This window comes from Leisingera sp. SA32 (genome assembly GCF_056033425.1).
In genome coordinates this window covers 114498-138053 of the sequence record NZ_JBVYHB010000004.1, presented here as the reverse complement: position 1 = coordinate 138053, position 23556 = coordinate 114498, and the positions used below count along the sequence as shown (strand labels likewise).

Genomic DNA, 23556 nt, shown 5'->3' with positions numbered 1-23556 from the left:
GCAGTGGGGGCCATTTCTTTTTACAGCAAAGAGTTGCGGGGCGAAGCTGACGGTTAATTCTTGGCCCGCTGCAACATGCCGAACAGGTCGCGTGGGTCATCGGGGTCAGCCAGCATGTCGAGCTCGATGAAGTAATCGGTCCCTTTGATGCGGTCGCGGATGTAACGCAGCGCCGAGAAGTCTTCGATTGCAAAGCCGACGCTGTCGAACAAAGTGATCTGACGGTCGCCGTTGCGCCCCGGTTTCTTGCCGGCGATGACCTCCCACAGTTCGGTGATTGCGAAGTCCTCTGGCATCTGCTGGATCTCGCCCTCGACACGGGTCTGCGGCGGGTATTCCACAAAAACGTCAGAGCGCGACAGGATGCCCGCCGCAAGTTCGGTTTTGCCGGGGCAATCACCGCCGATGGCGTTAATATGCACGCCGCTGCCGACCATGTTGTCGGTCAGGATGGTGGCATATTGCTTGTCTGCGGTGCAGGTCGTCAGGATCTGTGCGCCTTGAATTGCGTCCTCAGGGGTCTCGCAGGTCACCACCTCGATCCCCAGCCCTTGGAGATTGCGCGCGCATTTCTCGGTTGCCGCCGCGTCCTTGTCATAAAGGCGCACGGATTTCAGCCCGATGATCGCCTTCATCGCCAGGGTCTGGAACTCCGACTGGGCGCCATTGCCGATCATGGCCATCGTGGTGGACCCTTTGGGCGCCAGATACTTGGCCGCCATTGCTGAGGTCGCAGCGGTGCGCAGAGCCGTGAGCATGGTCATTTCGGTCAGCAGCACAGGGTAGCCGGTGTAGACATCCGCCAGCAGGCCAAAGGCGGTGACGGTCTGCAAACCTTCGGAAGTGTTTTTGGGGTGACCATTCACGTATTTGAACCCATAGGCCTCTCCGTCAGAGGTGGGCATCAGTTCGATCACGCCGACGTCGGAATGGCTGGCGACGCGGGGCGTCTTGTCGAACAGCTCCCAGCGTTTGAAATCATCCTCGACATAGTCTGCCAGATCACGCAGCACCTGCTCGATGCCGACGTGATGAATAAGCCGCATCATATTGTCGACGCTTACAAAAGGCACCAGCGCCTTGTCCGAAGGTTGGGTCATTTCATTATCCTTTCAGATCACTGGTAGCTGCGGGTCGGGCGGTCGAAGACCCGGCGGCCAAGAGCGGAGGCGCAAAGCTCCACCATCAGATGCGCGGTCCGACCGCGTTCATCGAGGAAGGGGTTCAGCTCAACCAGATCGAGCGAGGTCATCAGACCGGAGTCATGCAGGATCTCACAGACCAGATGCGCCTCGCGGACTGTGGCGCCGCCCGGCACGGTGGTGCCGACGGCCGGCGCAACGGATGGGTCGAGGAAGTCGACATCCAACGAAACGTGCAGCATGCCGTTGGCAGTGGCGACGTGCTCGAGAAAGCGGTTTAATGGGCCTGCGATGCCGTTTTCATCAATGTCGCGCATATCGTGGGTTCGGATCGAGCTGCCTTGCAAGGCCAGCCGTTCCTGAGCATCGACAGACCGCAAGCCAATCATGCAAACGTTGTCTTGGGGCACCGGGTTGGGAACGTCAGGAAAACCGTCGAAGCCTTTGCGCCCAGTGAAATATCCAACTGGCGTGCCATGCAGGTTGCCGCTGTCGGTGGTGTGCGGCGTGTGGAAGTCCGTATGGGCATCCAGCCACAGCACGAACTGCGGCCGGTTTTGCCGCGCGGCGTGGTTGGCTACCCCCACGACAGAGCCCAGCGCCAGCGAGTGATCGCCCCCCAGAAACACCGGCAGACCACGGTCCATCGCGTCCTCGGCCACCTGGGCCAGCTTGGAGGTCCAGCCAATCGTTTCATGCGGCGCGTGCAGCAGGCCGTCGCTGTCATCCGCGGGGAACGGATCCGGCGCGAGGTTTCCAAGGTCTTCCACAGTATGTCCAAGGCCTTGCAGGGCGGTGCTGAGCCCAGCCGTGCGATAGGCGTCCGGCCCCATCAGGCAGCCGGTCCTGCGCTTGCCGCTGTCCACCGGGGCGCCAATTAGGATACAATGTTGCGTTGTCACTCTTCGGGCCTTTCAAGAAAATCAGCTGTCCCTTAAAAACACTTCCGAAACGCGATGGAATCCAGCGAACATTTTGTTCATATTGAGAGGTGGTTGATCGAATTGAGGGTTGAAATGGACAAAACGGATGAGAGGCTCGTTTCTGCGCTGCGGCACAATGCGCGGGCGTCCCTGTCGGATCTGGCGCTGGAGCTGAACCTGTCGCGCACCACGGTTCGGGCGCGGATCGAGCGGTTGCAGGCACGGGGCGACATCCTGGGGTTCACCGTGGTGATGAAAGAGGACGTGTTGCGCGATCCGGTGCGTGGGCTGATGCTGATCGGCATCGAGGGCCGAGGCACCAGCCGCATTACCCGCCAGCTTCAGGGGTTGCCGGAGGTGCGGGCGATCCACACCACCAACGGTCGCTGGGATCTTATAGTGGAACTGGGCACAGAAACGCTGGAGACGCTGGATACCGCGCTTGCCAAAATCCGTACCTTCGAAGGCGTGGTAAGCAGTGAGACCAACCTGCTGCTCGCGACCAAGAAGGACACCTGAAATACCGTTGTCTGCCAGTCTACTGGCGGCTGCTGCTTACCTTTCCGCCAGGTTAACGCTGTTTGCGTGCGTGATTGGCCGCTGCGATCCAGACCAAGGCCAGTGCCAGCGAGGCAATGGCGTTCCAGCTTGCCATCGACAGGCTGAACATCTGCCAGGGCACCTCGTCGCATCGTACCAGCGGAGCGGCCATGATTTGGTCCATCAACTGATCCGGAGACAGGTTTCCCACTGGGCCGGAGGTGCAGGTGCTGGGGCCTTCCCACCAATCGCGCTCAACGCCGCTATGGTAGACTCCGATTACGGCGGTGCTCAGCGCCGCCAAAGCGCCGAGATAGGGCAGCGCCGAACCGGAAATGAACAGCGCCACAAGACCGATGGCGACGGCCGCGGCATGAGGATAGCGTTGCAAGTAACACAGATCACAGGGGGGCATCTGGCCGATGTACTGGAACCTCAAGGCGCCAAGAAGCATTGCGGCGGAACCGCCTGCGGCGATTGTGATCAGAATACGGTGCATGGTCAGACAAACCTTATCATCAGAAAACCACCGAACAGGAGCGCCACGAATACGGTAAAGACCAGCCCCAGGCGCCGCTCGATGAAGTTGCGGATCGGCGCGCCGAACTGCCAAAGCAGCCCGGCGACCAGGAAAAACCGTAAGGATCGCGCGAGGATAGAGGTGGCAATGAACGTGCCGATAGGCATCCCGGTCCAGCCCGACATGATGGTGATCACTTTGTAGGGGAATGGCGTGATGCCGGCGGCCAGCACCGCCCAAAAGCCAAAGTCGTTGAAATGGCTGTTGAAGTCTTCCATCGCGGCGCCCTTGCCCATGGCCTCCAGCACCGGCTGGCCGATGCTGTCGTAAAAGAGAGCGCCGATCACATATCCGAGCATCCCGCCGGCGACCGAGGCCACCAGCGCCACCAGCGCCACAAGCCAGGCGCGCGAGGGCCGGGCGAGGATCATCGGAATCATCAACACGTCGGGCGGGATCGGGAAGACGGAGCTTTCGACAAAGGCCACTGCCGCGAGCCACCACAACGCCTTTGGGTGATCGGCCAGGGCCATGGTGCGGTCGTACAGCGGTTTCAGCATCTCGTTTGCCCTGCGTTCTCAACCTGTTTGCACAGAGGGGGTGGCACGCGGGCTCCATTCCGTCAACCTTTGCTTAAGGTGAAAAGTTCGTGATAGAATTTTCGCTATCGAGACGGTGTTTTGCCTCTGGACCTCGGCCTCGGCCTTGGCTAGGAACAGGGCGTGGCCCAAGTGGCGGAATGGTAGACGCAGGGGATTCAAAATCCCCCGATGGCGACATCGTGTGGGTTCGAGTCCCACCTTGGGCACCACATTGCTGCATTATTGCAAAGCTGAGACGGTTGCCCGCGGGGCGATCGCTTTGGGTGTCACCCCTGCAATCCTGCAAGCTTAGCGGCTGTCCTTCAGACCGTAGTCGGCGAAGGCCGCGATCACGTCATCCATGTCGTCCTGGCTCAGAATGTGCGGCTTTCCCAACATCAAGCTGGTCGCGTAACCCTTTGCCAAGGTCTCCAGTTCCACCATCCGCCACAGGGCGCGCGGCAGGCTTTCGCCGGTGCAGACAGCGCCGTGGTTGGCCATCAGACACGCAGAGCGCTCCTGCAAGGCTGCAAGGATATTGTCCGACAGCTGGCGACTGCCGAACAGCGCATAATCGGCCACGGGCACATCAGAGCCGCCAAAGGCCGCGATCATGTAATGGCAGGCGGGAATGCTTTGTCGATTCATGGCCAGCGCGCTGCAATGCACCGGGTGGGCGTGGACCACGGCGTTGACCGCTGGTTTGGCCTGCAGGATCGCCAGGTGGAATGGCCATTCGGTCGACGGCTTCCTTTGCCCTGCGGGTGGCGCGCTGCCATCCAGCGGTATCTGCACCAACATGTCCGGTTTCATCTGCTCGTAGGCCACGCCCGAGGGCGTGATCAGCATCTGATCCCCCGCCCGCACCGAGATATTGCCGGAGCTGCCTTGGTTGATGCCCTCTGCGTTCATTTGCAGACAGGCATCGATAACCGCCTGCCGCAGCGTGGAGCTGTCTTGGTAGGGCGGTTTCATTGCCCGTCCTCCGTTCGTTCGGACGCGCTGTGGGCCAGATCCGGGAACAAGCCCGCCAGCCCGTCTTCCGAGGCTTCGCAGATGCCGCGTTCGGTGATCAGTCCGCTCACCAGCCTGTTGGGGGTTACGTCAAAAGCCGGATTCCCGGCGGGAGAGCCGTCGGGGGTGACTTGCACAACACTGATTTTGCCGTTGTCGGTCTTGCCTTGCACATGGGTGATTTCCTGCGCGCTGCGTTCCTCGATCGGGATTTCGGCAACGCCGTCGCACACGGTCCAGTCGATGGTGGGTGAGGGCAGGGCGACATAAAAGGGCACGCCATTGTCGCGGGCGGCCAGCGCCTTGAGGTAGGTGCCGATCTTGTTGCAGACATCGCCCTGACGTGTGGTGCGGTCGGTGCCGGTGATGACCAGGTCGACCTGACCGTGCTGCATCAGGTGGCCGCCGGCGTTGTCGGTGATGTAGCTATGGCTGATGCCATGACTTCCCAGCTCCCAGGCGGTCAGCGCGCCCTGGTTTCGGGGGCGGGTTTCGTCGACCCAAACGTGAATTGGAATGCCCGCATCATGGGCCTGATACATCGGACTGGTGGCGGTGCCCCAGTCCACGGTGGCAATCCAGCCGGCATTGCAGTGGGTGAGCAGGCGCACCGGCTCGCCGTCAGGCTTCTGCGCAGCGATCTGGCGGATCAGCTCCAGCCCGTGCTGACCAATGCGACGATTGATTTCAACGTCCTCGTCGGCGATGGCATGGGCCAGCGCCAGCGCTGCGTCCGCACGCAGGCCGGGCGACAGCGGCCGCAGGTGGGCACGACACCGATCCAGCGCCCAGCGCAGGTTGATCGCGGTGGGGCGAGTTTCGTTCAGGAATGTCCAGGCGTGGTCCATGTTTGAATCCGACGGATCCTGTCGCATGGCCAGGGCCATTCCGTAGGCTGCTGTGGCACCGATCAACGGTGCGCCGCGAACCCGCATCTCAACGATGGCATCCGCGAACGCCTGCAGGGTCTCAACCGGCTGGATGCGAAAGTCATGCGGCAGCCAGCGCTGGTCGATGATCTCCAGCACGTCCCGCTGCGGGTTCCACCACAAGGAGCGGTAAGGGGTGCCGTTCACTTTCATCGCAGAGGTCCTTCCTCGTTGCGGCCCGCAACGGGCCTTGGTGTTGGGGTTCTTTCCGAAATTGCCACCGCGATCAAGGGGCAGGCTTCCCCGCGCTGCAATCCACGCCGATTTCTGCCCGCACCCCCAAGGTGCTTGCCGCAAGGGGGCAGCCGCGAGCTCAATCCCAAGCTCCGATTTGGAACCATAGCAAGGGTGAAGCGGCGCGGACCTTGCCTTGAATTATACACTCTGATTGTCATGACAGTGCTGACCGACATGCTGCCGAAAACGCGATTTGGAATGTCGAATTCTTTATGGCATCACGCGCAAATATCCGAGGCCACAGCGTTTCCATTTTACCCGGCGCGCCAAGCTCGGGCGGGACATGCTGCCCAGATCCATGACCAGTGCGAAAGACTGCGTTGGATCAGTTTTGACGCGCCCGCAGGCCGCGGTCATGCGCGGCGGCGAGGATCAGCTCCCACTTGCGTGGGGTGCAGCGAAACTCCGGCTCCACATCGCACGTCAGCGGCGCGCAGAAATCGGCGGGCAGCCTGCGCGCCTCAGCCGACACACAGCGTTCCAACGCCCAAAACCCCGCCAATGACGGATTGTTTCCGATAACCTGGCTCAACCGCATGTCAGCCCGCTTCCCTTTTTTCGCGCCCCTTGGACCAAAGCGCCGGGGTCATTTTTGCACATCTTATAGGAGAGTTTTGCGCCCATTGTCACCACCCGGTTTTGCACAGGTGCATAAATTTCCCCAAAAGGCAGTTCGCAAAGGTTTGCGTGCACGCGCACAGGGGCGGCTTTCCTGGCCGCGGGCAGAATCGCAAATCTACGATTTGCTCTTGCAATGGAAACCGTTTCGTGTCGACCGAGCAGCGGCGCGGCCGAAATAGGGGGAAAGTTCCCTAAGTCGCGTCAAACCGGGGAAAAAAACAAAAGTAAGGGGTGCGTCAATAGATAGCACCCTTGACTTGGACAGGTGGCAGTGAAACCTTTTGCACGTGCAGTTCGATCTGCACGCGCCCTGCCTGTCGGATCCTGTTTTGCGGATCCCGTCCCGGATGGCATAGCCCCCGGCGACGTCTGTGCAGGGCCGCCAATCATAAGACAAGTGGGAGAGACTTGATCATGAAACACACCAAGCTGACCATCGGTGCCTTGGTGACCGCCGCCTTCATGGCGCCGGCCGCATCTGCGCAGGAATACATCACCATCGGCACCGGCGGCGTGACCGGTGTTTATTACCCCACCGGCGGTGCCATCTGCCGTCTGGTGAACAAGGGCCGCAAGGAACACGGCTTTAAATGTGCGGTCGAATCTACTGGTGGTTCGGTCTACAACATCAACACAATCCGCGAAGGTGAGCTGCAGTTCGGCGTGGCCCAGTCCGACTGGCAGTACCACGCCTACAACGGCAGCTCCAAGTTCGAGGAACAGGGCGCCTTTGAAGGTCTGCGTGCGGTGTTCTCCGTTCACCCCGAACCCTTTACCGTTGTTGCCCGTGCCGATGCCGGCATCACCACCTTTGACGATCTCAAAGGCAAGCGCGTGAACATCGGCAACCCTGGCTCTGGCCAGCGCGGCACCATGGAAGTGTTGATGGAAGCCAAGGGCTGGGGCATGGAAGATTTCGCCCTGGCAACCGAGCTGAAGGCAGCGGAACAGTCCGCAGCCCTGTGCGACAACCAGATCGACGCGATGATCTACACCGTCGGACACCCGTCGGGCTCCATCCAGGAAGCCACCACTGCCTGTGACTCGGTGCTGGTGACAGTGGACGGCGAGGCGGTCGAAAAGCTGGTGTCCGACAACTCGTTCTATCGGACTGCCACCATTCCCGGCGGCATGTACCGTGGCACCGACAATGACACCACGACCTTTGGTGTGGGCGCGACTTTTGTGACTTCTGCTGACGTCTCCGACGACGCTGTTTATGCGGTTGTCAGCTCGGTGTTCGAAAACTTCGAGGCGTTCCAGAAACTGCACCCGGCCTTCGCCAACCTGAAGCCGGAAGAAATGATCAAGGATGGTCTGTCGGCTCCGCTGCATCCTGGCGCGGCCAAATACTACAAGGAAAAAGGCTGGATCGAGTAAATCCAGCCAGCAACGGAACGGGGCGTCTCTGCGCCCCGTTTTTTGCCCCCAGCGGGGAAATAGAGGCCACGCCAAGGGCGGCGGCCCAAAGGGAGATTATCCATGACATCCGATGCTCAGGGAAATCGACCGCTCAGCGAAGAAGAGCTCCAGGAACTGGTCGCGTCCTCTGACGCAGGTGCCCGCAATCCCGCTGGGACTGTCGGCCTGTTCCTCGCCATCGTCGCGGTCATCTGGTCGGTTTTCCAAGTCGTTCTCGCCTCACCGGTTTCCAATCTGCTGCTGCCGGGCAGCGTGGTGAACAATTCCCGGCAAATCCATTTGGCCTTTGCCATATTCCTGGCTTACGCCGCCTATCCCGCCTTCAAGTCCAGCCCACGCGGGCACATTCCGATCCAGGATTGGATCTTTGCCATCGCAGGTGCCACCATCGCGCTCTATGGCTATATATTCTATGAAAAAATCGTTGATTCCGGCGGGCTTGCCGACGACATGGACAAGTGGTTTGCCCTGGCCGGGCTGATCCTGCTGTTTGAAGCCGCGCGTCGCGCGCTGGGGCCGGCAATGGCGATCATTGCCACGATCTTTTTGGCCTATGTGTTCTTTGGCTCCTCCGAATGGGTGCCCGAGGTCATCCGCTGGAAGGGCGCCAGCCTGAAGAAGGCGATGAGCCATATGTGGATCACTTCCGAGGGCGTGTTTGGCATTGCGCTGGGGGTCTCGACCAAGTTCGTGTTCCTGTTCGTTCTGTTCGGCGCGCTGCTGGATAAGGCGGGTGCAGGCAACTATTTCATCAAGATGGCGTTTGGCGCGCTTGGCCACCTGCGCGGTGGCCCGGCCAAGGCCGCCGTTGTCGGCTCTGCCGCAACCGGCCTGATCTCCGGCTCGTCGATTGCCAATGTGGTCACCACCGGCACGTTCACCATTCCGCTGATGAAGCGGGTGGGCTTCACCTCGGAACAGGCCGGCTCAGTCGAGGTTGCGTCCTCGGTCAATGGGCAGATCATGCCGCCGGTGATGGGTGCTGCTGCCTTCCTGATGGTGGAATATGTCGGCATCTCTTATGTCGAGGTGATCACCCATGCCTTCCTGCCGGCCGCGATTTCCTATATCGCACTGGTCTATATCGTGCATCTGGAAGCGGTGAAGCGGAATATGCCGACGCTGGGCAACCGGGTGGTGTCCATGGGGCGCACGATTGGCGGCATGGCGTTGTTCTTTGCTGGCTTTGCAGGGCTTTGCTATGGCGTTCAATTCCCGGTCCAGTGGATTGTCGCTGCGATGCCTGGCGCGTCCGGTCTGACCCTCTCGGCACTGCTGTTGCTGGCCTATATGGGCCTGCTGTGGCTGGCTGCGGGCGTTGATGACTTGGTGCCAGATGACCCGAACTCCGAGGAGGTCGAACTGCCCGTCGTGGCAGAAATCTACAAGGCGGGTCTGCATTACCTTCTGCCGATCATCGTGCTGGTCTATTTCCTGATGATCGAACAGAAATCTCCGGGGCTGTCTGCGTTCTGGGCAACCGCGCTGCTGTTCGTGATCCTGCTGACGCAAAAGCCGCTCAAAGCTGTGTTCCGTGGCCAGAGCAACATGGCAAATGCCTTCATGGAAGGCGTCCATGACCTGTGGAACGGGCTGATCGACGGGGCGCGCAACATGATCGGCATCGCGCTGGCCACAGCCACCGCAGGCGTCATCGTGGGCACCGTGACGCTGACCGGCGTCGGGCAAGTGATGTCGGAACTGGTGGAGTTCGTCTCGGGCGGCAATCTGATCCTGATGCTGGTGATGGTGGGCATTCTGTCGCTGGTGTTGGGGATGGGGCTGCCGACCACCGCCAACTACATTGTCGTCAGCTCGCTGATGGCGGGTGTGGTGGTGGAACTGGGCGCGCAGTCCGGGCTGATCGTGCCGCTGATCGCGGTACACCTGTTCGTGTTCTACTTCGGCATAATGGCTGATGTGACACCGCCGGTGGGGCTCGCCAGTTTTGCCGCCGCAGCCGTGTCGGGCGGCGATGCGATCCGCACCGGCTTCACCGCCTTCTTCTACTCCTTGCGCACCGTGGCACTGCCGTTTGTGTTTATCTTTAACACCGACCTGCTGCTGATCGATGTGGGCTGGGTTCAGGGGATCCTGGTGGCCATATCCGCAACGATTGCGATCCTGGTCTTCACCGCCGGCACCATGGGCTACTTCGTCAGCCGCAACCGGATCTATGAAAGCATCCTGCTGATCTTTGCGGCCTTTGCGCTGTTCCGGCCGGATTTCTTCATGGACCGGGCGATGCCTCCCTATGCCAACGTGCCGCCGACGCAGTTGGTGCAGGCACTGGATGCGGCAGAGGCTGGGGCAGAGTTTCGTATCACGGTGGAGGGCCCGGATTTCGACACTGGCGAAACCAAGACCACCACCCTGCAGCTGACGGCCGATGGCAATGACGGCCAGCAGGTGCTGGACGCCTATGGTCTGCTGCTGCTGGAGGAAGACGGCAATATGAAGCTGGATGAGCCGATGTTTGGCACCCCGGCCGCGCCTAGTTTGGAGAGCTTTGATTTCTATGCCGATGAACCGGTGCAGATTCAGACGATCCAGGCCCCGGCCAGCCAGCTGCCAAAGGAGCTGATCTTCATTCCGGCCCTGCTGCTGATCGCGCTGGTCGCGCTGCTGCAGCGTGGTCGTGGCCGCGAACAGGAAGGAGTGCCGGCATGAACAAACCCGTTCTGTGCGCCTTGGAGCTGAGCGATCTGGGGACGGACGAAAAAGTCCTGACCCAGGCCGCGCGGCTGGCTGAGATGGAGGGCGTCGAGCTCGATGTTCTCAACGTGCTGCCGGACTTCGGCGAAAGTTGGGTGTCGGGCTTCTTTGAGGAGCACCACCATGAAAATGCCGTCAAGGACACCACCCGTCGGCTGAGTGAGCTGTGCGACAAGGTCTTGGGGGCTGAGCGCAACGCCAAGGTCCGCCATCTGGTGGCGACCGGCACCGCCTATCAGGAAATCCTGCACGTGGCCGAAAAGGCCGACAGCGGCCTGATCGTGATTGGCGCGCATAAACCGGACCTGAAGGATTACCTATTGGGTCCCAACGCCGCGCGTGTGGTCCGGCATTCGGATTGCTCGGTTTTTGTGGTGCGTTGAAGCCGTGGCAGATGAAACGAACAGGGGCGCCTTCGGGCGCCCTTATTCATAACCGGTCATCTCAAGGTAGCCCTGGCCGCTATGGCTGCCGCTGACGGAGACCGGCCCCTCCCAATAAGGGAAGCTGGTGCCCATCCAACTGTGCGGATTAAGCGCTTGAACCTCCACAGAAAGCTCATGTTCCTCAAGGGTCAGCTGCCAGCGTATGGGGACAGTGCGCCCGGCGACGCGCGTGGAGGCCAGCGGCACCGCCTGAAAAGCGCCGGGCGCCAGGGCGGTGGCGCTTCCATTGGCCGATATCCAGGTGCCTGAGGTGTAGTCCCCACTGTCACCGCGCAGCACGAATCCCATCAACCTGTCGCCGCTGTCAAAGTTGAGCGAAAACCAATCCCAACCGCGCTGATCTTCGGCCAGCGGCTGGCTGGACCATTCCCGGTCGAGCCAGCCTTGGCCAGTGACCTGCACCGTGCCACCGGGCAGGGCAAGGGTGCCGCTGACCCGGTAGTGCGGTTGCGAATAGTAATAGCTCGCCTGTCCGCTGGCCGATTTCACCGAATAGCCCCGGTCGCCGTGTAGCACCAGTGGGCCTTCCGCCATCAGTTCCAGATCATAAGAGAAATCAGATGTTTGCGCCGCAAGGCTGAGGTTTTCGATTCCTTTGGAAGTTGCTGCCATCTGCCAATCGTCGATCCAGGCGGCAAAGGGCTGTGTCCTTACCCTCGCCTGGCCGATGCCCCCGCGGGCGACCCGCTCGGAAAACAGATGCTGGTCGCGGGATGTGACAGCGGCATGGCCCAACCAGATCTGTGGGCTCTGCCATCCAGCGGCCTCACCCGGTGCCAGGGCGGTGCGGAACAAGGTCCATTGAATGCCGTAGGGGGTGCCGTCTGCATCCTGAAGATTGGCGGTTAAATACCACCATTCGATACGAAAATCCGGATGTGCCCCATGGTCCGCCGGAAACCTGAGCGTGTGGTCTGGCCGTGGTACGGCAAATTCTTCAGCGCGGCTGCCAAGGCCCGCGAACCCTTGTGCCAGAGTGATCGGCGCGGTGGCCAGAAGGCAGAGCACAGCGGCACATAAGCGACTAACGTTCATTGGCAAACACTTTCAGAAGTTCCGCGGGATCCAGCCGACTCAGCCGCCAGGCGGGCAGGGCAGCGGCCAGCGCAGCGGCCAGCATCGCCAGCAGGAACAGTCTTCCCCAATCAGCTGGAAACAGGTGCATCGGCAGCTTCCAGCCAAAGGCTGCGACGTTGATTACCGCCAGCAACGCCCAGGCCAGAACCAGCCCTAGTGGCAGCGCCAGTATTGCCGTCAACGCCGCCAGAAGCAGGCTGCGCAGCAATTCGGTGGCAGCCAACTGCCGCCGTGTCAGACCCATGGCCCAAACCGGGGCCAGTTGCGGCAGACGCTGGTTCCACAATGTCAGCAGGCTGCTGAACATGGCAAATCCCGCAACGCCAAGGGTGAGCACGTTCAAGGCACCTGTAATAACAAACGTCCGCTCGAATACCGCCAGAGAGCGCGCCTTGATGGTCTGTTGGTCCGTTATGCCGTTTGGCGGCAGGTCAAAGGTTTGCCTGATGGCCCGCGCGATCTCGGGCAGCTCCTGCGGTGTCAGGCGCAGCCCAAACTGACGGTTCGGGATCTCGGGTATCTGGGCCAGCAATGCCGACAGTGAGACCATTGCCTGGGCATTTGGGTTGCCGAAGTCCGAATAGATACCGACAATCTCAACCTGCCAACCTGGGTGAAGGGTCAGTGGCATTCCGGGGCGCAAGCCGTGCCGCCGCGCCATCTGTTCGTTGATCATGGCAGCGCCGCCGCGCGCCAACTGGTCCCAGGCTCCGGGGGTGGTCTCGATCAGCGGCCAGTGGTCCCGATAGGTTGCATCGTCCACCACCCCGTAGACCCGCAGCGGCAGCCCGGAAAACCGCAAATCCGCGCGGCGGACGGGCAAGGCGGTAATCCCGCGTTGATCGAGCCACCGCTGGAGATCCGCGCCTTCCGCATCGGTTCGCACGGTCACGTAGAGTTCGGATGCCAGCCGCTGGTCCAGCCAGCCGACAAAGGTGAGGCGAAAGCTGGAAACCATTGTAGATACGCCGATATTTGCCGCCAATGCTAGAAACAGCGCCATTAACGCCAGTGACATTCCGGGCAGCTGCGCACGGGTGTCGGCCCACAGCCAGCCTGCAAAAGCACCGCGTGATTGACGTGTTGCCAGCCCCAACATCGCAGAGACAGCCTGCGGAAGCAGCAAGGCCGCCCCCAGCATGATTGCGCTGAGGAATGCAAACCCAGCCAGAAGACTATCAAACAATGGCAATATCATCATTCCGACACCGATGAGAAACACACCACTGCCGGCCATCAGCCGAAAGGAACGCCGGATACGCTGGCCGCGAGAGTGGGAGGCCGGAGACGAGAGCAAAGGCATGCGCCACAGGTCAATCAACGCCTGTGCGCCAGCCAAGAATGTGCCGGCCAATGCCATGGCCACGCCTGATAGGATCCACGACGGGCGCAGTGTCAGCCCGCCGTCGATCCCGGCGCCGTAAAGCCCCGACAGGGTGGCGCTGACATCCGGCATGAGCAGGGCCGCCACCAGGTAGCCCCCCGCGAGACCCAGCGCGGCAGAAAAAAGTGCGATCACCGTTAGCTCGCAGGCCACCAGCGCAACGAGCAGCCGCAGCGGCACGCCCAGTCCGCGCAGGGTGCGGATCGTGGCGCGACGCTGTTCGAGGCTGAGCGCTATGCCGCCCTGGACGATGAACAGACCCACCGTGAAGGACAACAGCCCGAACGCGGTGAGGTTAAGGTGAAAACTCTCTGTAAGCCGCGCGGTATCGCCGACGCCGCGCGGCGTGTCGAGCCTGAGATCAGACGCCAGGCGGGCCAGAGGCTCCAGCCCCGGTCGCTGGTCGGGAAGCAACAAAAGATAGCTGATCTGTTGTGGTTGCTTGAGTAGGCGGCTGGTCAAACTGATGTCGGCAACCACCTGATCTGGTGGCAGATCCGCCACGGGGCTCACTGGAATGTGCTGCTGCTGTGCGGTCAGCGCGTCCGCTGTTTCGGGATGCGCAAAGAACCGGCCGGGCGGGCGCAAGGCGTCGATCTGGGGTGCGCCATTTGCGGAACCGAGTGCCACCGAAAGCGGGTGATCAAGAAGATTCACCCCTATAATATCAAAGTTCTGGCCGCCAAAGTTCAGAGTTCCGGTCTGAACCGGTGTCACCTTCCATCCCGCCCTGCGCAGGCGAGTATATTGTGCAAGCGATATGTCACCGTCCACAACGGTGAGGCGCGTTCCGGTGCCTTGTGAGACTTGGTCCTGCGCCTGTTGATAGCTCGCGCGCGCCTCGGCGTTGATCGCCTGAACAGCCGACCAAAGCCCGGTGGCCAGCGCCAGGCCGACGATGAGGGTCGTCAATTGCAGGGGATGCCGCCACCAGTGCGAAAGCAACCCCAAAAAGGCCGCCCGGATCATTGGACGAGGCCGTGTTGCAGATGGAGCCGCCGGTCCAGCATCGCGGCGATAGTTGTCGAATGGGTGACAAGAAACAGCGCCGCGCCACTGTCACGCACCAGTTCCAGCATCAGCTCCATGACCGCCGCGCTGGCGGCCTCATCCAGATTCCCGGTGGGTTCATCCGCCAGCAACAAGGCCGGTCGCAAGGCGAGCGCGCGAGCGATCGCAACGCGCTGTTGCTGGCCGCCGGACAGCTGATCAGGATAGCGGTTCTTCAGTCCCTCCAGACCCAACCGCGACAGAACGTCTTGGCCCCAACAGGGATCCCAGCGGTTTCCCAGCCGGGCATGCAGCGCCACATTCTGTTTTACGTCGAGTGAGGGTATCAAGTTAAACTGCTGAAAAACAAGGGAGACACTGGTTCTTCGCAACGCGGCGCGGCGCGTGTCAGACAGACCGGAGAGCGCCGTTCCCGCCACCTCGATTTCGCCGCTGTCAAAGAGATCAAGCGCGCCGGCCAGATGCAGCAGTGTGCTCTTTCCGGACCCGCTGTCGCCTGTCAGCGCCAACGTGTCCCCCGCGGCAAGATCCAGCGATACCCCCCGCAGCACGGCACTGTCCGCGCCTTGGCCCGGATAGGACTTGGTCACGTTTCGGATCGACAAAACCATGGTCCTAAGGCCTCCGGTGAAGCGGTTCGCGTCCTCTGTTCGCACTGAATACGGTTGCCGCGAGGGTGTCCAGTATGCAGGGCAGCTGCCTATTGTCGCGCCAGGACCGTTGCACAGGGATTTGGAAGTTTCTAGGTTGGCCTCATAGTGACAGGTGAAAAAGGCAGGCGAACCCGATGACCTTGTGGACACAACTGATGTGGGGGTCGGTTTTTCTCAGCATATGCCTGATCCTCCAGATTGCCATGCTGGTCTGGTGCGGCGCTATATTGAAACGGCTTCTCTTGCTGTGGGCCAAACCCTTTCGGGCGTGGCAGTTGGGGCTGGTCCTGATGTTCACGATTTTTACCATTCTGGCCAGCCACACCGCCCAGGTCTGGATCTGGTCGATTGCCACCTATCAGACCGGTACCCTGCCGGACTGGAACACGGCGGTCTATTTCATGCTGGTGACCTATACCACCGTTGGCTACGGTGATGTCGTGCTTGACCCCATGATGCGGATCTGCGCGGCGCTTGCCTCTGTCAATGGGGTGCTGTCTTTCGGGGTCAGCACTGCCTTTCTCGTGACCGCAATGGGCAGGTTGTTTTTCGATGAAAAACAACACTCTGGGCCTGTCGACTAAAGTACCGGTGCAAATAGTCTTGCCACTGGCGCCAGCAACCTCACAAGTGGTTTTTGCTGTCCCAGCGGTTCCAGTTGATCGCTGGCCTGGTCAAAGTCGTGTTGCAGCATGTCGGCGACCTCCGCAGCGGAGCCGGGATCAAAAAACAGCGCGGTCGTCTCAAAGTTCAAGCGGAACGACCGGTTGTCGAGGTTGCAAGTGCCAATGCCACACAAAGTGTTGTCTATGACAAAGCACTTCTGGTGCATGAAGCCACCCTGGTAGCTGTAAATCTTCACTCCCGCCGCTTGCAGCTCGTCAAAGAACGCAAAGCTCGCCAGCCAGGGCAGGTAGTGATCCACCGTTTTCGGCAGCAATATACGTACGTCGACACCGCGCAGGCTGGCGTGTTGCAAGGCTGCACAGACCTCCTGGTCGGGAACGAAATAGGGCGACGCCAGCCAGACCCGTTCCTGCGCGGCCGTGATGGCAGAGAAATACAGCATCGACCCGTTGCCGACGGCATGACCGGGGCCGGTTGCTGCGATCAACGCCGGTCGGTCCTCTGTGCCGGGGTGAGGGTGCCATTGCAGGTGGTCTAAGATCGGCTCCTGCGTCTGCCAGTGCCAGTCTTCTGCATATGACAATTGCAGTTGCAGCACCACGGGTCCTGTCATCCTTACATGCGTGTCCCGCCACCGGCCGAGACTGCGGCTGCGGCCCAGATACTCGTCCCCCACATTGTAGCCGCCGGTAAACCCGATGCGGCCGTCGACAATCACTGTCTTTCGGTGGTTGCGAAAGTTGACCCGCATCCGCGTCCAGGGGCGGGGGTAGCGACCCGGCGCGACCAGATGGATGCCAGCCTGTTCCAGCCCTTGCAGATAGGCATGTGGCAGTTGCCGACTGCCGATCTTGTCAACCATCAGCCATATCTGGACCCCCCGCGCGGCGGCCGCGATCAGCCGCTCCTTCAGCTGCTGCCCCACGTCATCGGCGCGCAGGATGTAATACTGCACCAGGATATATTCTTCAGCTTCGTCAATGGCTTCGAATATGCTTTTGAACGTGGACTGGCCATCGCGCAAAAGCCGCATGCCATTGCCGCTGCAAATCCTGAAGCCTGCGATCGCCTCAAAGGGTGCTGGATTGATGGCCAGCGTTAGCGGCGGCCCGGCCAGATCGCTGGTTTTGGTGCGCCTTGGCAGCAGGGCCCGTTCGGCGGCGCGACGGGTGCGCCAGTAACTGCGGAAACGGTGATCGCCAAAGATCATAAAGGCGGGCAGGGCAAGGAGCGGGGCGGTCAGCAGAAACACAACCCAGCCAATCGCCCCCTGCGGGGTGCGAGACGTACGCGCGGCCCTCATCGCAACGCAGGCGGCGACGATCCAAATGGCAGCCAGCGCAATGGTGACGAGTCCCAAGAACATTCATGTTTCCTTGCCATTCTTTTTGAGTGCATCCGAGACGTTAGCCGCATTTCCACCGCCAGAGGTCCCAGGTGCAAAATGTGAAATCTGCGGGTCGCCTTTGTCAATGGCTGGTAATTTTCCAGCGATTGTGGAAGCTTGAACCGATGATGATCCTGCCCCCCTTGCGTCGCTGGCCCGCCGCCATCCTGATGGCCCTGCGCCGGTTCAATCGGAAGAACGGCTGGGTGATGAGCAGCCACATCGCCATGTCCATGATGCTGGCGCTGTTTCCCTTCGTCCTGTTTTCGGTGGCACTGGCAGGCACTTTGGCTGGACTGTTCTCGCAAAGCCTGGAAATGAACCAGCTGACGGATCTGGTGTTCGGTGTCTGGCCGGAACCGGTGGCCGAGCCGATCCTCGCCGAACTGGAGGCGGTGCTGCGCACGTCAAACACCCAACTGGTCACCCTGGGCGGGTTGCTGGCGCTTTACTTTGCCTCGAACGGCGTCGACGCGGTGCGCGTCGCGCTGGTGCAGGCCTATCATGACACCGACACTCGCCCCTTTTGGAAAGCGCGCGGCCTGTGCATCTTTCTGGTCATCCTGGGCGGCGCCGGTATTATCCTGGCCGCGACTGTGGAACTTCTGGTCCCACTTTACATGCGTCACCTCGACCAGTTTGTGCCCTTTGCCTCGCTGCCCAAAAGCCTGGAGAGCGGGCTGAGCGGCCTGTTCGCGCTGTCCCTGCCTGTCGGCGCCGTGCTGTCGTTCCATCTGTTGTTGCCGGGGCGGATACACCGTTGGCAGCGGATCCTGCCGGGCGCGATGCTGACGCTGCTGTTGTGGCTGGCTGCGGGCAGCGGATTTGCAATATATGTCAGCAGCTTCGCGCAGTATTCGGCGACTTATGCCGGGCTGGCCGGCGCCATGGCGGCGATGATCTTCCTGTATCTGAACGCCGCGATTCTGATTATTGGCGCAGAATTCAACGGCGCCCTGATCGACCTTGCGGACGAGGCCAATCGGGCGCAGCCCTGAGCATTGCCGTTATCGTTTCCATTTTTGCAACAATAAGGCGCGACGGCCACAATTCGGCCCAGATTCAACCCCAATGCCTTTTTAAACCGGGAGCGACACAGACGACCAGAGGGCGCCCGCATGACATATCCCCAATTCCCACAGCAGTGCATCCGTCTGGTCGAAAAACTGCGCCAAGCCGTGATCCGCGCGCGCAAACGCGCGCCACTGCGGGTGTCCCGGCTGGCAGAAGGCGAGGGCGACGCGGCGCTGCTGTGGCGGACCCTGGCAATGCAGTCGCTGGACAGCCCGCGACGCTTTCGGTTCTGACCTAGCCGCGGAACCCGGTGGCAACCACAAATTTCTCAGAGCTGTCGGAGCGCGAGGAGGGCGGCTTCATGTTCATCACCTTGGTGAACTTCTGCTTCAGCAGTTTTTGCAGCTCACCTTCGGCGCCGCCGGCCAGAACCTTGGCAACAAAGGTGCCTCCGTCCTCCAGCACGTCAAAAGCAAAATAGGCGGCTGCCTCGCACAGAGAAATGATGCGCAAATGGTCGGTTTGCTTGTGGCCTGAACTGGCCGCTGCCATATCCGACATCACCACATCCGCCTTGCCGCCCAGCCATTCCTTGACCTGGTCGTCAGCGCCTTCGTCCATGAAATCCAGCTGGTGGAACTCAGCTCCTGCCAGCGGCTCAACCTCTTGCAAGTCGACGCCGATGATGCGCCCGACGGCCTTGCCAGGTTTCTCGCCCAATGCATTGATACGCTTGACCGCGACCTGCGCCCAGCCACCCGGCGCGCAGCCCAGATCAACGACGCGGGCGCCATTGACCAGAAAGCGGAAGCGGTCGTCCAGCTCCATGATCTTATAGGCGGCGCGGCCGCGATAGCCTTCGGCCTGCGCCCGTTTGACATAGGGATCGTTCAGCTGCCGCTGCAACCAACGGGTCGAGCTGAGCTTGCGCCCGCGGGCGCTCTTGACCTTGACCTTCAGATCGCGCTGACCGCGGCCGGAGGTGTTCTTGCCAGTTGGTGTCTTTGCCATGTCGCTGCTTCTTCCGGGCGCTGCCGGACCCTGAGAAATCCAAGTATCGTCACATAGGGCATTTCGCCCCGCTTTAGAAGGGGCCGTCTTCGAGAACCCCGTCGGCGCTCATCTGCGCATAAAGCAGCCCCTCGCGCAGACCGCGATCCGCCACCGACAGCCGGTCGGTGGGCCAGCAGCGCAAGAGCGCCTGCAAAATGGCCGACCCGGACATGATCAGCGCCTGCCGGTCCTCGCCAATGCGCGGATCCCGGCGGCGGCCCTGCGGGCCGAGTTCCAGATAGTTGCGGATCACCTTGTCGATCTGGTCGCTGGTCATCCGCAGCCCGTCCACCTTGGTGCGGTCATAGCGTTTCAGCCCCAAGTGAGAGGCGGCAACGGTGGTGACGGTGCCCGATGTGCCGACGATCTGAAAGCCGGCGCGCTTTTGCTCATCCTTGTAGGGGGCGAAATCGGCCAGGTTTTCTTCGAAGAACCAGCTCATCAGCGCAAATCGCGCGGCGTCATCCTCGACGTCGATGAACTGGTCGCGCAGGGTGGCGACCCCCAAGGGCACCGAGATCCAATCCACCACCTTTGCGGTGGGAAATGGGCTGGCGGCCGGGTTGAACCCGTGGTGCAGCCGCATGATCGCGGAGGGACGGTCGCGTCGCGGCACGGAGGAGATGTCGATCCAGACCAATTCTGTCGAGCCGCCGCCGATGTCGACCACCAACAGCTGCGTGGTGCGGGTCGAGACCAGAGGCGCGCAGGAAATCACCGCCAGCCGCGCCTCTTCCTCGGGCTGGATGATTTCCAGCGTCAGGCCGGTTTCGCGCTTGACCTGGCGAATGAAATCTCGCGCATTCTTGGCCCGGCGGCAGGCTTCGGTAGCGACCAGACGCATCCGTCTGACCCGGTTTCGTTTCAGTTTCTGCTGGCAGATCCGCAGCGCCTGGATGGTGCGCGCCATTGAGGACCGCGACAACCGTCCGGTCCGCTCCAGCCCGGCGCCCAATTGCACCGACTTGGAGAAACTGTCCACCACATGAAAACCGCTGCCCTTGGGCTGGGCGATCAGCATGCGGCAGCTATTTGTGCCCAGATCCAGCGCAGCATAAAGCGCGTCTGGATCGGGTCGGGCCGGTGCAGGGGTCTCGACCGCCTGGGGAAACGCGCCCGCACCTTTCGAGCGCCTGGGCGCCATGATTCACGCCCTCCGATTATCGTGTTAACTGTAACAATAGGTGCGCAGCCGCCGCGGCGCAAGCGCCTCTCCGCCGACGTCGGCAATTTCATCGGCCTGCCACACGCCTCATAATCCACATGAATATTATGGCGCATTGCCCCGGTGGCGTTCATTTGACCGCAAAGCTAGTGTCCGGGCCAGCAAAACGTCGCACAATCCCATCGGGTTGTCGAAAACCGACCAACCTGCGGCGCGTCCGCGCACTAGAACGAAGTCTATCCAGGCTCAGGAGGAACCCAGCCATGCCCGACGTCACCATCGTATACTGGCGTGATATTCCCGCGCAGGTCATCGTTGGCAAAGGCCGCCGCGGCGCCAAACGGCAGCTGGAGGAACGCTTTGAACAGGCCATTGACCGGGCCGCGATGAAGGTGAACGCCAAGGACGCAGACGCCTATCTGGCGGAATGGCGCAAGGCGGCACCCTATTCGGTTGACGGCGACCCGGCCGAGATTGCCGAGGCCGAAGCCTCCCGACTGGAGCAGGACTACGATCAGGACCGGCTGAAAATGCTGATCGCAAATGACGGATGGGCATGAGCCTGACACCATTATGGGAGGCCGCGATGGCTTTGCTGAACTTCAAGAAACGTGACGCCGGGGCAGCCCAGCCCGTAACACCCGCGGTCGAGGCCTTCCTGCAAGGCTATTCCATCGAGGTGATGCCGCGTACCGCCACCAAGGTTGACGATTTTCGCGATCTGCTGCCCGCCGGCACGCGCGTCTACATTGCCCATATCGACGGCACCCCGATCGAAGAAATGGTTGCCACCGCCGAGCGGCTGAACGCCGAAGGCTTCCCGGTGATGCCGCATTTTCCCGCCCGTATCATCCAGGATCAGGCCACTCTGGCCGACTGGATCGCGCGCTATCAGGGCGAGGCGGACGTCAAGCAAGCGTTGCTGCTGGCCGGCGGCGTTGCCAAACCGCACGGCGATTTCCACAGCTCGATGCAACTGCTGGAGACCGGGCTGTTCGACAAGGCGGGCTTCACCAATCTGCACGTCGCGGGCCACCCCGAAGGCAACAAGGACATCGACCCCGACGGATCCACCAAGAATGTCGCGGAAGCGCTTCTGTGGAAACAGAAATTCTCGGAACGCACCGACGCCAAGATGGCCCTGGCTACACAGTTCGCCTTTGAGGCCAAGCCGATCATCGAATGGGCCGACGCTGTCAAGGAAGCCGGAGTAGACATTCCGATCCACATCGGCATCGCCGGCCCCGCCAAATTGCAGACGCTGATCAAATTTGCCATTGCCTGTGGTGTTGGCCCGTCGCTGAAGGTATTGCAGAAGCGTGCGATGGATGTGTCGAAACTGTTGCTGCCCTATGAGCCGACAGACGTTGTTGCCGAACTGGCTGCCCACAAGGCGGCGAACCCGGATTTTAACATCACCAACGTCCATTTCTTCCCGCTAGGCGGCATCAAGACCAATGCCACCTGGGCCATCAACAACGGCGGTGCCTCGGCAAAGCCGGTCAATTCCTGAGGATCACCAATGACCCGTACAATAGTCGAATCAAAAACCAAAACCGCGGTCCTGGGCTTTGACGAGCCGTTCTGCGTCATTGGCGAGCGCATCAACCCCACCGGCCGCAAGAAATTGGCGGCGGAACTGGAAGCGGGCGACTTCTCGACCGTGGAGCAAGACGCGCTGGCGCAGGTGCTGGCCGGGGCCAACATCCTCGATATCAATGCGGGTGTGGTGTACAACTCCAACCCCAACCCGAATGAAACCGAGCCGCCGCTGATGACCAAGATCATCCAGCTGGTGCAGGGGTTGACCGACGTGCCCCTGTGCATCGACTCCTCTGTGCCGGCCGCGCTGGAGGCCGGTCTGGCTGCTGCCGAGGGGCGACCGCTGTTGAACTCTGTCACCGGCGAGGAAGAGAGGCTGGAAATCGTTCTGCCGCTGGTCAAGAAATACAACGTACCGGTGGTGGCAATCTCGAACGATGATACCGGCATCTCCGAAGACCCGGACGTGCGCTTTGCCGTTGCCAAGAAAATCGTCGAACGTGCCGCGGATTTCGGTATCCCGGCCCATGACATCGTGGTGGACCCGCTGGTGATGCCGATCGGCGCTATGGCGACCGCCGGTCAGCAGGTTTTTGCGCTGGTGCGCCGTCTGAGGGACGAATTGGGCGTCAACACCACCTGCGGTGCCTCCAACATCTCCTTTGGCCTGCCGAACCGGCACGGCATCAACAATGCCTTCCTGCCGATGGCAATGGCGGCTGGCATGACGTCTGCCATCATGAACCCGGTGGCGCTGCCGGTGACGCAAAAGAAGATCGCCGAGAAGAAAGCGGCAGTGGAGGCGGCCGGGATCGTGCTGCCGGACGGTATCGACGATGAAACCTTCGTGACCCTGTTTGGCATGGGCTCCACCAAGCCGCGTGCGGGTTCCGAAATGGAAGCGATCCGCGCCGCCAACCTGTTGACCAACAACGACCCGCACGGCGGCGAGTGGATCAAGAACAACAAAGCGCCCGCGGCTGCCGGAACCGAAGGCCGCGGTCGGGGGGGCCGCGCCGCCGGACGCCGCCGCCGCGCCTGAGCCAGGCAAGATCGACAACCAAAGGCCGGGCAATGTTGCTCGGCCTTTCTGTTGCTGGAGGCGGCCACAGTTCTGATGAAGTGCCAAGGGGGGGCAGCCTGCGCGTCTGAGCAGAGCAGCGATCGGTCGGCAACCGGATCGTCCCTACTGGCGTATCAGCTCGATCATGACCGCAAGAAGATGGTCTTGGTCAGCCCGACCAACCCGCTATCCGCAGATGGTGACAACGGATTTCGATAAGACATTCGTTGTGAAGCCAAGAGAGGCTCCCGCGTTCAAAGGGGCACAGATACCGGAGGAAGCCCTCAAAGCCCACCGTGATGCGTTCTGCACGAGCTTCCTCGACGAGCTCTTGCGACGATGGAAAGAACAGCCTCCCGACTACTTCGTGCGCTGGGGAAGCAGAGACGACGAAGATCGGCTTCGTCGTGAATTGGAGCCCCGAGCCAACGAAGTATTCGATGAGATGTTGGACTTCGCCAAGTAGACTTGAGGTTGTGATCCACTCCGG

General features: G+C 61.2%; 23 protein-coding genes and 1 tRNA gene. 11 read left to right on the top strand and 13 right to left on the bottom strand.

Annotated elements, in window-relative coordinates:
- Positions 1-53: 53 nt before the first annotated feature.
- Positions 54-1100: an ornithine cyclodeaminase gene (locus AC0IPL_RS08005; RefSeq protein ID WP_474273409.1), complete on the bottom strand. Its 1047-nt coding sequence runs from the start codon at positions 1098-1100 to the stop codon at positions 54-56.
- 17 nt (positions 1101-1117) lie between these two features.
- Entirely contained in the window at positions 1118-2044 is a 927-nt protein-coding gene (gene rocF / locus AC0IPL_RS08000; RefSeq protein ID WP_474273408.1) for an arginase, read from the bottom strand.
- Positions 2045-2158: 114 nt separating this feature from the next.
- Here rocF and AC0IPL_RS07995 point away from each other — a divergent pair, with 114 nt between their 5' ends.
- Complete coding sequence (locus tag AC0IPL_RS07995; protein WP_222453086.1) at positions 2159-2584, top strand: Lrp/AsnC family transcriptional regulator; 426 nt, start codon at positions 2159-2161, stop codon at positions 2582-2584.
- Positions 2585-2636: 52 nt separating this feature from the next.
- Here AC0IPL_RS07995 and AC0IPL_RS07990 read toward each other — a convergent pair whose 3' ends face one another.
- Together AC0IPL_RS07990 and AC0IPL_RS07985 are read right to left on the bottom strand one after the other, a co-directional pair.
- Positions 2637-3104, bottom strand: a complete 468-nt coding sequence (locus tag AC0IPL_RS07990) for a disulfide bond formation protein B (protein ID WP_474273406.1) — start codon at positions 3102-3104, stop codon at positions 2637-2639.
- Between the two features lie 2 nt (positions 3105-3106).
- Entirely contained in the window at positions 3107-3685 is a 579-nt protein-coding gene (locus tag AC0IPL_RS07985; RefSeq protein ID WP_474273405.1) for a YqaA family protein, read from the bottom strand.
- A 165-nt stretch (positions 3686-3850) separates the two neighbouring features.
- Between AC0IPL_RS07985 and AC0IPL_RS07980 the strand changes: the two genes are divergently transcribed.
- Positions 3851-3936, top strand: a tRNA-Leu gene (locus tag AC0IPL_RS07980).
- 79 nt (positions 3937-4015) lie between these two features.
- On the opposite strand, the gene AC0IPL_RS07975 is transcribed toward AC0IPL_RS07980, so the two are convergent.
- The 3 genes from AC0IPL_RS07975 to AC0IPL_RS07965 form a co-directional block, all read right to left on the bottom strand.
- The gene (locus AC0IPL_RS07975; protein WP_474273403.1) at positions 4016-4681 is read right to left on the bottom strand and encodes a class II aldolase/adducin family protein; all 666 of its coding nucleotides are present in this window, start codon (positions 4679-4681) and stop codon (positions 4016-4018) included.
- On the bottom strand, positions 4678-5802 hold the full coding sequence (mtnA, locus tag AC0IPL_RS07970) for an S-methyl-5-thioribose-1-phosphate isomerase (protein ID WP_474273402.1): 1125 nt from the start codon (positions 5800-5802) through the stop codon (positions 4678-4680). Before mtnA ends, AC0IPL_RS07975 begins: the two co-directional genes overlap by 4 nt.
- A gap of 409 nt (positions 5803-6211) precedes the next feature.
- Positions 6212-6424 (bottom strand): hypothetical protein, encoded by a 213-nt coding sequence (locus AC0IPL_RS07965; protein ID WP_474273400.1) that lies wholly within the window; start codon positions 6422-6424, stop codon positions 6212-6214.
- Positions 6425-6921: 497 nt separating this feature from the next.
- On the opposite strand from AC0IPL_RS07965, the gene AC0IPL_RS07960 reads away from it, so the two are divergent.
- The 3 genes from AC0IPL_RS07960 (at position 6922) to AC0IPL_RS07950 (ending at position 11027) form a co-directional block, all read left to right on the top strand.
- Positions 6922-7887: a TAXI family TRAP transporter solute-binding subunit gene (locus AC0IPL_RS07960; RefSeq protein ID WP_474273398.1), complete on the top strand. Its 966-nt coding sequence runs from the start codon at positions 6922-6924 to the stop codon at positions 7885-7887.
- 102 nt (positions 7888-7989) lie between these two features.
- Positions 7990-10599 carry a TRAP transporter permease gene (locus tag AC0IPL_RS07955; RefSeq protein ID WP_474273397.1) on the top strand — a complete coding sequence of 870 codons (2610 nt, stop codon included), beginning with the start codon at positions 7990-7992 and terminating at the stop codon, positions 10597-10599.
- Complete coding sequence (locus AC0IPL_RS07950; protein WP_474273395.1) at positions 10596-11027, top strand: universal stress protein; 432 nt, start codon at positions 10596-10598, stop codon at positions 11025-11027. The genes AC0IPL_RS07955 and AC0IPL_RS07950 overlap by 4 nt, the downstream gene beginning before the upstream one ends.
- Positions 11028-11069: 42 nt before the next feature.
- On the opposite strand, the gene AC0IPL_RS07945 is transcribed toward AC0IPL_RS07950, so the two are convergent.
- From AC0IPL_RS07945 to AC0IPL_RS07935, 3 genes are read right to left on the bottom strand one after another with little or no spacing between them, the layout of a single operon-like run.
- Positions 11070-12125 carry a lipocalin-like domain-containing protein gene (locus AC0IPL_RS07945; protein WP_474273393.1) on the bottom strand — a complete coding sequence of 352 codons (1056 nt, stop codon included), beginning with the start codon at positions 12123-12125 and terminating at the stop codon, positions 11070-11072.
- Positions 12115-14463 carry an FtsX-like permease family protein gene (locus tag AC0IPL_RS07940; RefSeq protein ID WP_474273391.1) on the bottom strand — a complete coding sequence of 783 codons (2349 nt, stop codon included), beginning with the start codon at positions 14461-14463 and terminating at the stop codon, positions 12115-12117. Before AC0IPL_RS07940 ends, AC0IPL_RS07945 begins: the two co-directional genes overlap by 11 nt.
- 53 nt (positions 14464-14516) lie before the next feature.
- Positions 14517-15173, bottom strand: coding sequence for an ABC transporter ATP-binding protein (locus AC0IPL_RS07935; protein WP_474273389.1), 657 nt, complete (start codon positions 15171-15173; stop codon positions 14517-14519).
- Positions 15174-15349: 176 nt separating this feature from the next.
- Between AC0IPL_RS07935 and AC0IPL_RS07930 the strand changes: the two genes are divergently transcribed.
- Positions 15350-15799, top strand: coding sequence for an ion channel (locus AC0IPL_RS07930; protein WP_474273388.1), 450 nt, complete (start codon positions 15350-15352; stop codon positions 15797-15799).
- Here AC0IPL_RS07930 and cls read toward each other — a convergent pair.
- Positions 15796-17208: a cardiolipin synthase gene (cls, locus tag AC0IPL_RS07925; RefSeq protein ID WP_474273386.1), complete on the bottom strand. Its 1413-nt coding sequence runs from the start codon at positions 17206-17208 to the stop codon at positions 15796-15798. The two genes, AC0IPL_RS07930 and cls, sit on opposite strands and share 4 nt — an antisense overlap.
- Before the next feature lie 146 nt (positions 17209-17354).
- Here cls and AC0IPL_RS07920 point away from each other — a divergent pair, with 146 nt between their 5' ends.
- Together AC0IPL_RS07920 and AC0IPL_RS07915 are read left to right on the top strand one after the other, a co-directional pair.
- A complete protein-coding gene (locus AC0IPL_RS07920; RefSeq protein WP_474273384.1) occupies positions 17355-18227 on the top strand; it encodes a YihY/virulence factor BrkB family protein in 873 nt (290 codons plus the stop codon).
- A 120-nt stretch (positions 18228-18347) separates the two neighbouring features.
- Positions 18348-18536, top strand: coding sequence for a hypothetical protein (locus AC0IPL_RS07915; protein ID WP_474273382.1), 189 nt, complete (start codon positions 18348-18350; stop codon positions 18534-18536).
- 1 nt (position 18537) lies between these two features.
- Here the strand turns inward: AC0IPL_RS07915 and AC0IPL_RS07910 are convergent, their stop codons facing one another.
- Positions 18538-19254 (bottom strand): RlmE family RNA methyltransferase, encoded by a 717-nt coding sequence (locus AC0IPL_RS07910; RefSeq protein ID WP_474273381.1) that lies wholly within the window; start codon positions 19252-19254, stop codon positions 18538-18540.
- A 73-nt stretch (positions 19255-19327) separates the two neighbouring features.
- Complete coding sequence (locus AC0IPL_RS07905) at positions 19328-20440, bottom strand: Ppx/GppA phosphatase family protein (protein WP_474273379.1); 1113 nt, start codon at positions 20438-20440, stop codon at positions 19328-19330.
- A gap of 284 nt (positions 20441-20724) precedes the next feature.
- Here AC0IPL_RS07905 and AC0IPL_RS07900 point away from each other — a divergent pair, with 284 nt between their 5' ends.
- Genes AC0IPL_RS07900 through AC0IPL_RS07890 form a run of 3 tightly spaced genes read left to right on the top strand, consistent with a single transcriptional unit; the run spans position 20725 to position 23045 of the window.
- The gene (locus tag AC0IPL_RS07900) at positions 20725-21021 is read left to right on the top strand and encodes a virulence factor (protein ID WP_474273377.1); all 297 of its coding nucleotides are present in this window, start codon (positions 20725-20727) and stop codon (positions 21019-21021) included.
- A gap of 26 nt (positions 21022-21047) precedes the next feature.
- Positions 21048-21974: a methylenetetrahydrofolate reductase gene (locus AC0IPL_RS07895; RefSeq protein ID WP_474273830.1), complete on the top strand. Its 927-nt coding sequence runs from the start codon at positions 21048-21050 to the stop codon at positions 21972-21974.
- A gap of 9 nt (positions 21975-21983) precedes the next feature.
- The gene (locus AC0IPL_RS07890) at positions 21984-23045 is read left to right on the top strand and encodes a dihydropteroate synthase (protein WP_474273376.1); all 1062 of its coding nucleotides are present in this window, start codon (positions 21984-21986) and stop codon (positions 23043-23045) included.
- Positions 23046-23556: the final 511 nt, after the last annotated feature.

What these genes read in the sequence shown, in the direction of transcription:
- cls (WP_474273386.1), bottom strand. Translation starts at nt 17,208, where the DNA reads ATGTTCTTGGGACTCGTCACCATTGCGCTGGCTGCCATTTGGATCGTC.
- AC0IPL_RS08005 (WP_474273409.1), bottom strand. Translation starts at nt 1,100, where the DNA reads ATGACCCAACCTTCGGACAAGGCGCTGGTGCCTTTTGTAAGCGTCGAC.
- AC0IPL_RS07950 (WP_474273395.1), top strand. Translation starts at nt 10,596, where the DNA reads ATGAACAAACCCGTTCTGTGCGCCTTGGAGCTGAGCGATCTGGGGACG.
- AC0IPL_RS07990 (WP_474273406.1), bottom strand. Translation starts at nt 3,104, where the DNA reads ATGCACCGTATTCTGATCACAATCGCCGCAGGCGGTTCCGCCGCAATG.
- AC0IPL_RS07995 (WP_222453086.1), top strand. Translation starts at nt 2,159, where the DNA reads ATGGACAAAACGGATGAGAGGCTCGTTTCTGCGCTGCGGCACAATGCG.
- AC0IPL_RS07975 (WP_474273403.1), bottom strand. Translation starts at nt 4,681, where the DNA reads ATGAAACCGCCCTACCAAGACAGCTCCACGCTGCGGCAGGCGGTTATC.
- AC0IPL_RS07965 (WP_474273400.1), bottom strand. Translation starts at nt 6,424, where the DNA reads ATGCGGTTGAGCCAGGTTATCGGAAACAATCCGTCATTGGCGGGGTTT.
- AC0IPL_RS07985 (WP_474273405.1), bottom strand. Translation starts at nt 3,685, where the DNA reads ATGCTGAAACCGCTGTACGACCGCACCATGGCCCTGGCCGATCACCCA.
- AC0IPL_RS07930 (WP_474273388.1), top strand. Translation starts at nt 15,350, where the DNA reads ATGACCTTGTGGACACAACTGATGTGGGGGTCGGTTTTTCTCAGCATA.
- AC0IPL_RS07900 (WP_474273377.1), top strand. Translation starts at nt 20,725, where the DNA reads ATGCCCGACGTCACCATCGTATACTGGCGTGATATTCCCGCGCAGGTC.
- mtnA (WP_474273402.1), bottom strand. Translation starts at nt 5,802, where the DNA reads ATGAAAGTGAACGGCACCCCTTACCGCTCCTTGTGGTGGAACCCGCAG.
- AC0IPL_RS07935 (WP_474273389.1), bottom strand. Translation starts at nt 15,173, where the DNA reads ATGGTTTTGTCGATCCGAAACGTGACCAAGTCCTATCCGGGCCAAGGC.
- AC0IPL_RS07905 (WP_474273379.1), bottom strand. Translation starts at nt 20,440, where the DNA reads ATGGCGCCCAGGCGCTCGAAAGGTGCGGGCGCGTTTCCCCAGGCGGTC.
- AC0IPL_RS07960 (WP_474273398.1), top strand. Translation starts at nt 6,922, where the DNA reads ATGAAACACACCAAGCTGACCATCGGTGCCTTGGTGACCGCCGCCTTC.
- AC0IPL_RS07890 (WP_474273376.1), top strand. Translation starts at nt 21,984, where the DNA reads ATGACCCGTACAATAGTCGAATCAAAAACCAAAACCGCGGTCCTGGGC.
- AC0IPL_RS07915 (WP_474273382.1), top strand. Translation starts at nt 18,348, where the DNA reads ATGACATATCCCCAATTCCCACAGCAGTGCATCCGTCTGGTCGAAAAA.
- AC0IPL_RS07955 (WP_474273397.1), top strand. Translation starts at nt 7,990, where the DNA reads ATGACATCCGATGCTCAGGGAAATCGACCGCTCAGCGAAGAAGAGCTC.
- AC0IPL_RS07910 (WP_474273381.1), bottom strand. Translation starts at nt 19,254, where the DNA reads ATGGCAAAGACACCAACTGGCAAGAACACCTCCGGCCGCGGTCAGCGC.
- AC0IPL_RS07945 (WP_474273393.1), bottom strand. Translation starts at nt 12,125, where the DNA reads ATGAACGTTAGTCGCTTATGTGCCGCTGTGCTCTGCCTTCTGGCCACC.
- AC0IPL_RS07920 (WP_474273384.1), top strand. Translation starts at nt 17,355, where the DNA reads ATGATGATCCTGCCCCCCTTGCGTCGCTGGCCCGCCGCCATCCTGATG.
- AC0IPL_RS07895 (WP_474273830.1), top strand. Translation starts at nt 21,048, where the DNA reads ATGGCTTTGCTGAACTTCAAGAAACGTGACGCCGGGGCAGCCCAGCCC.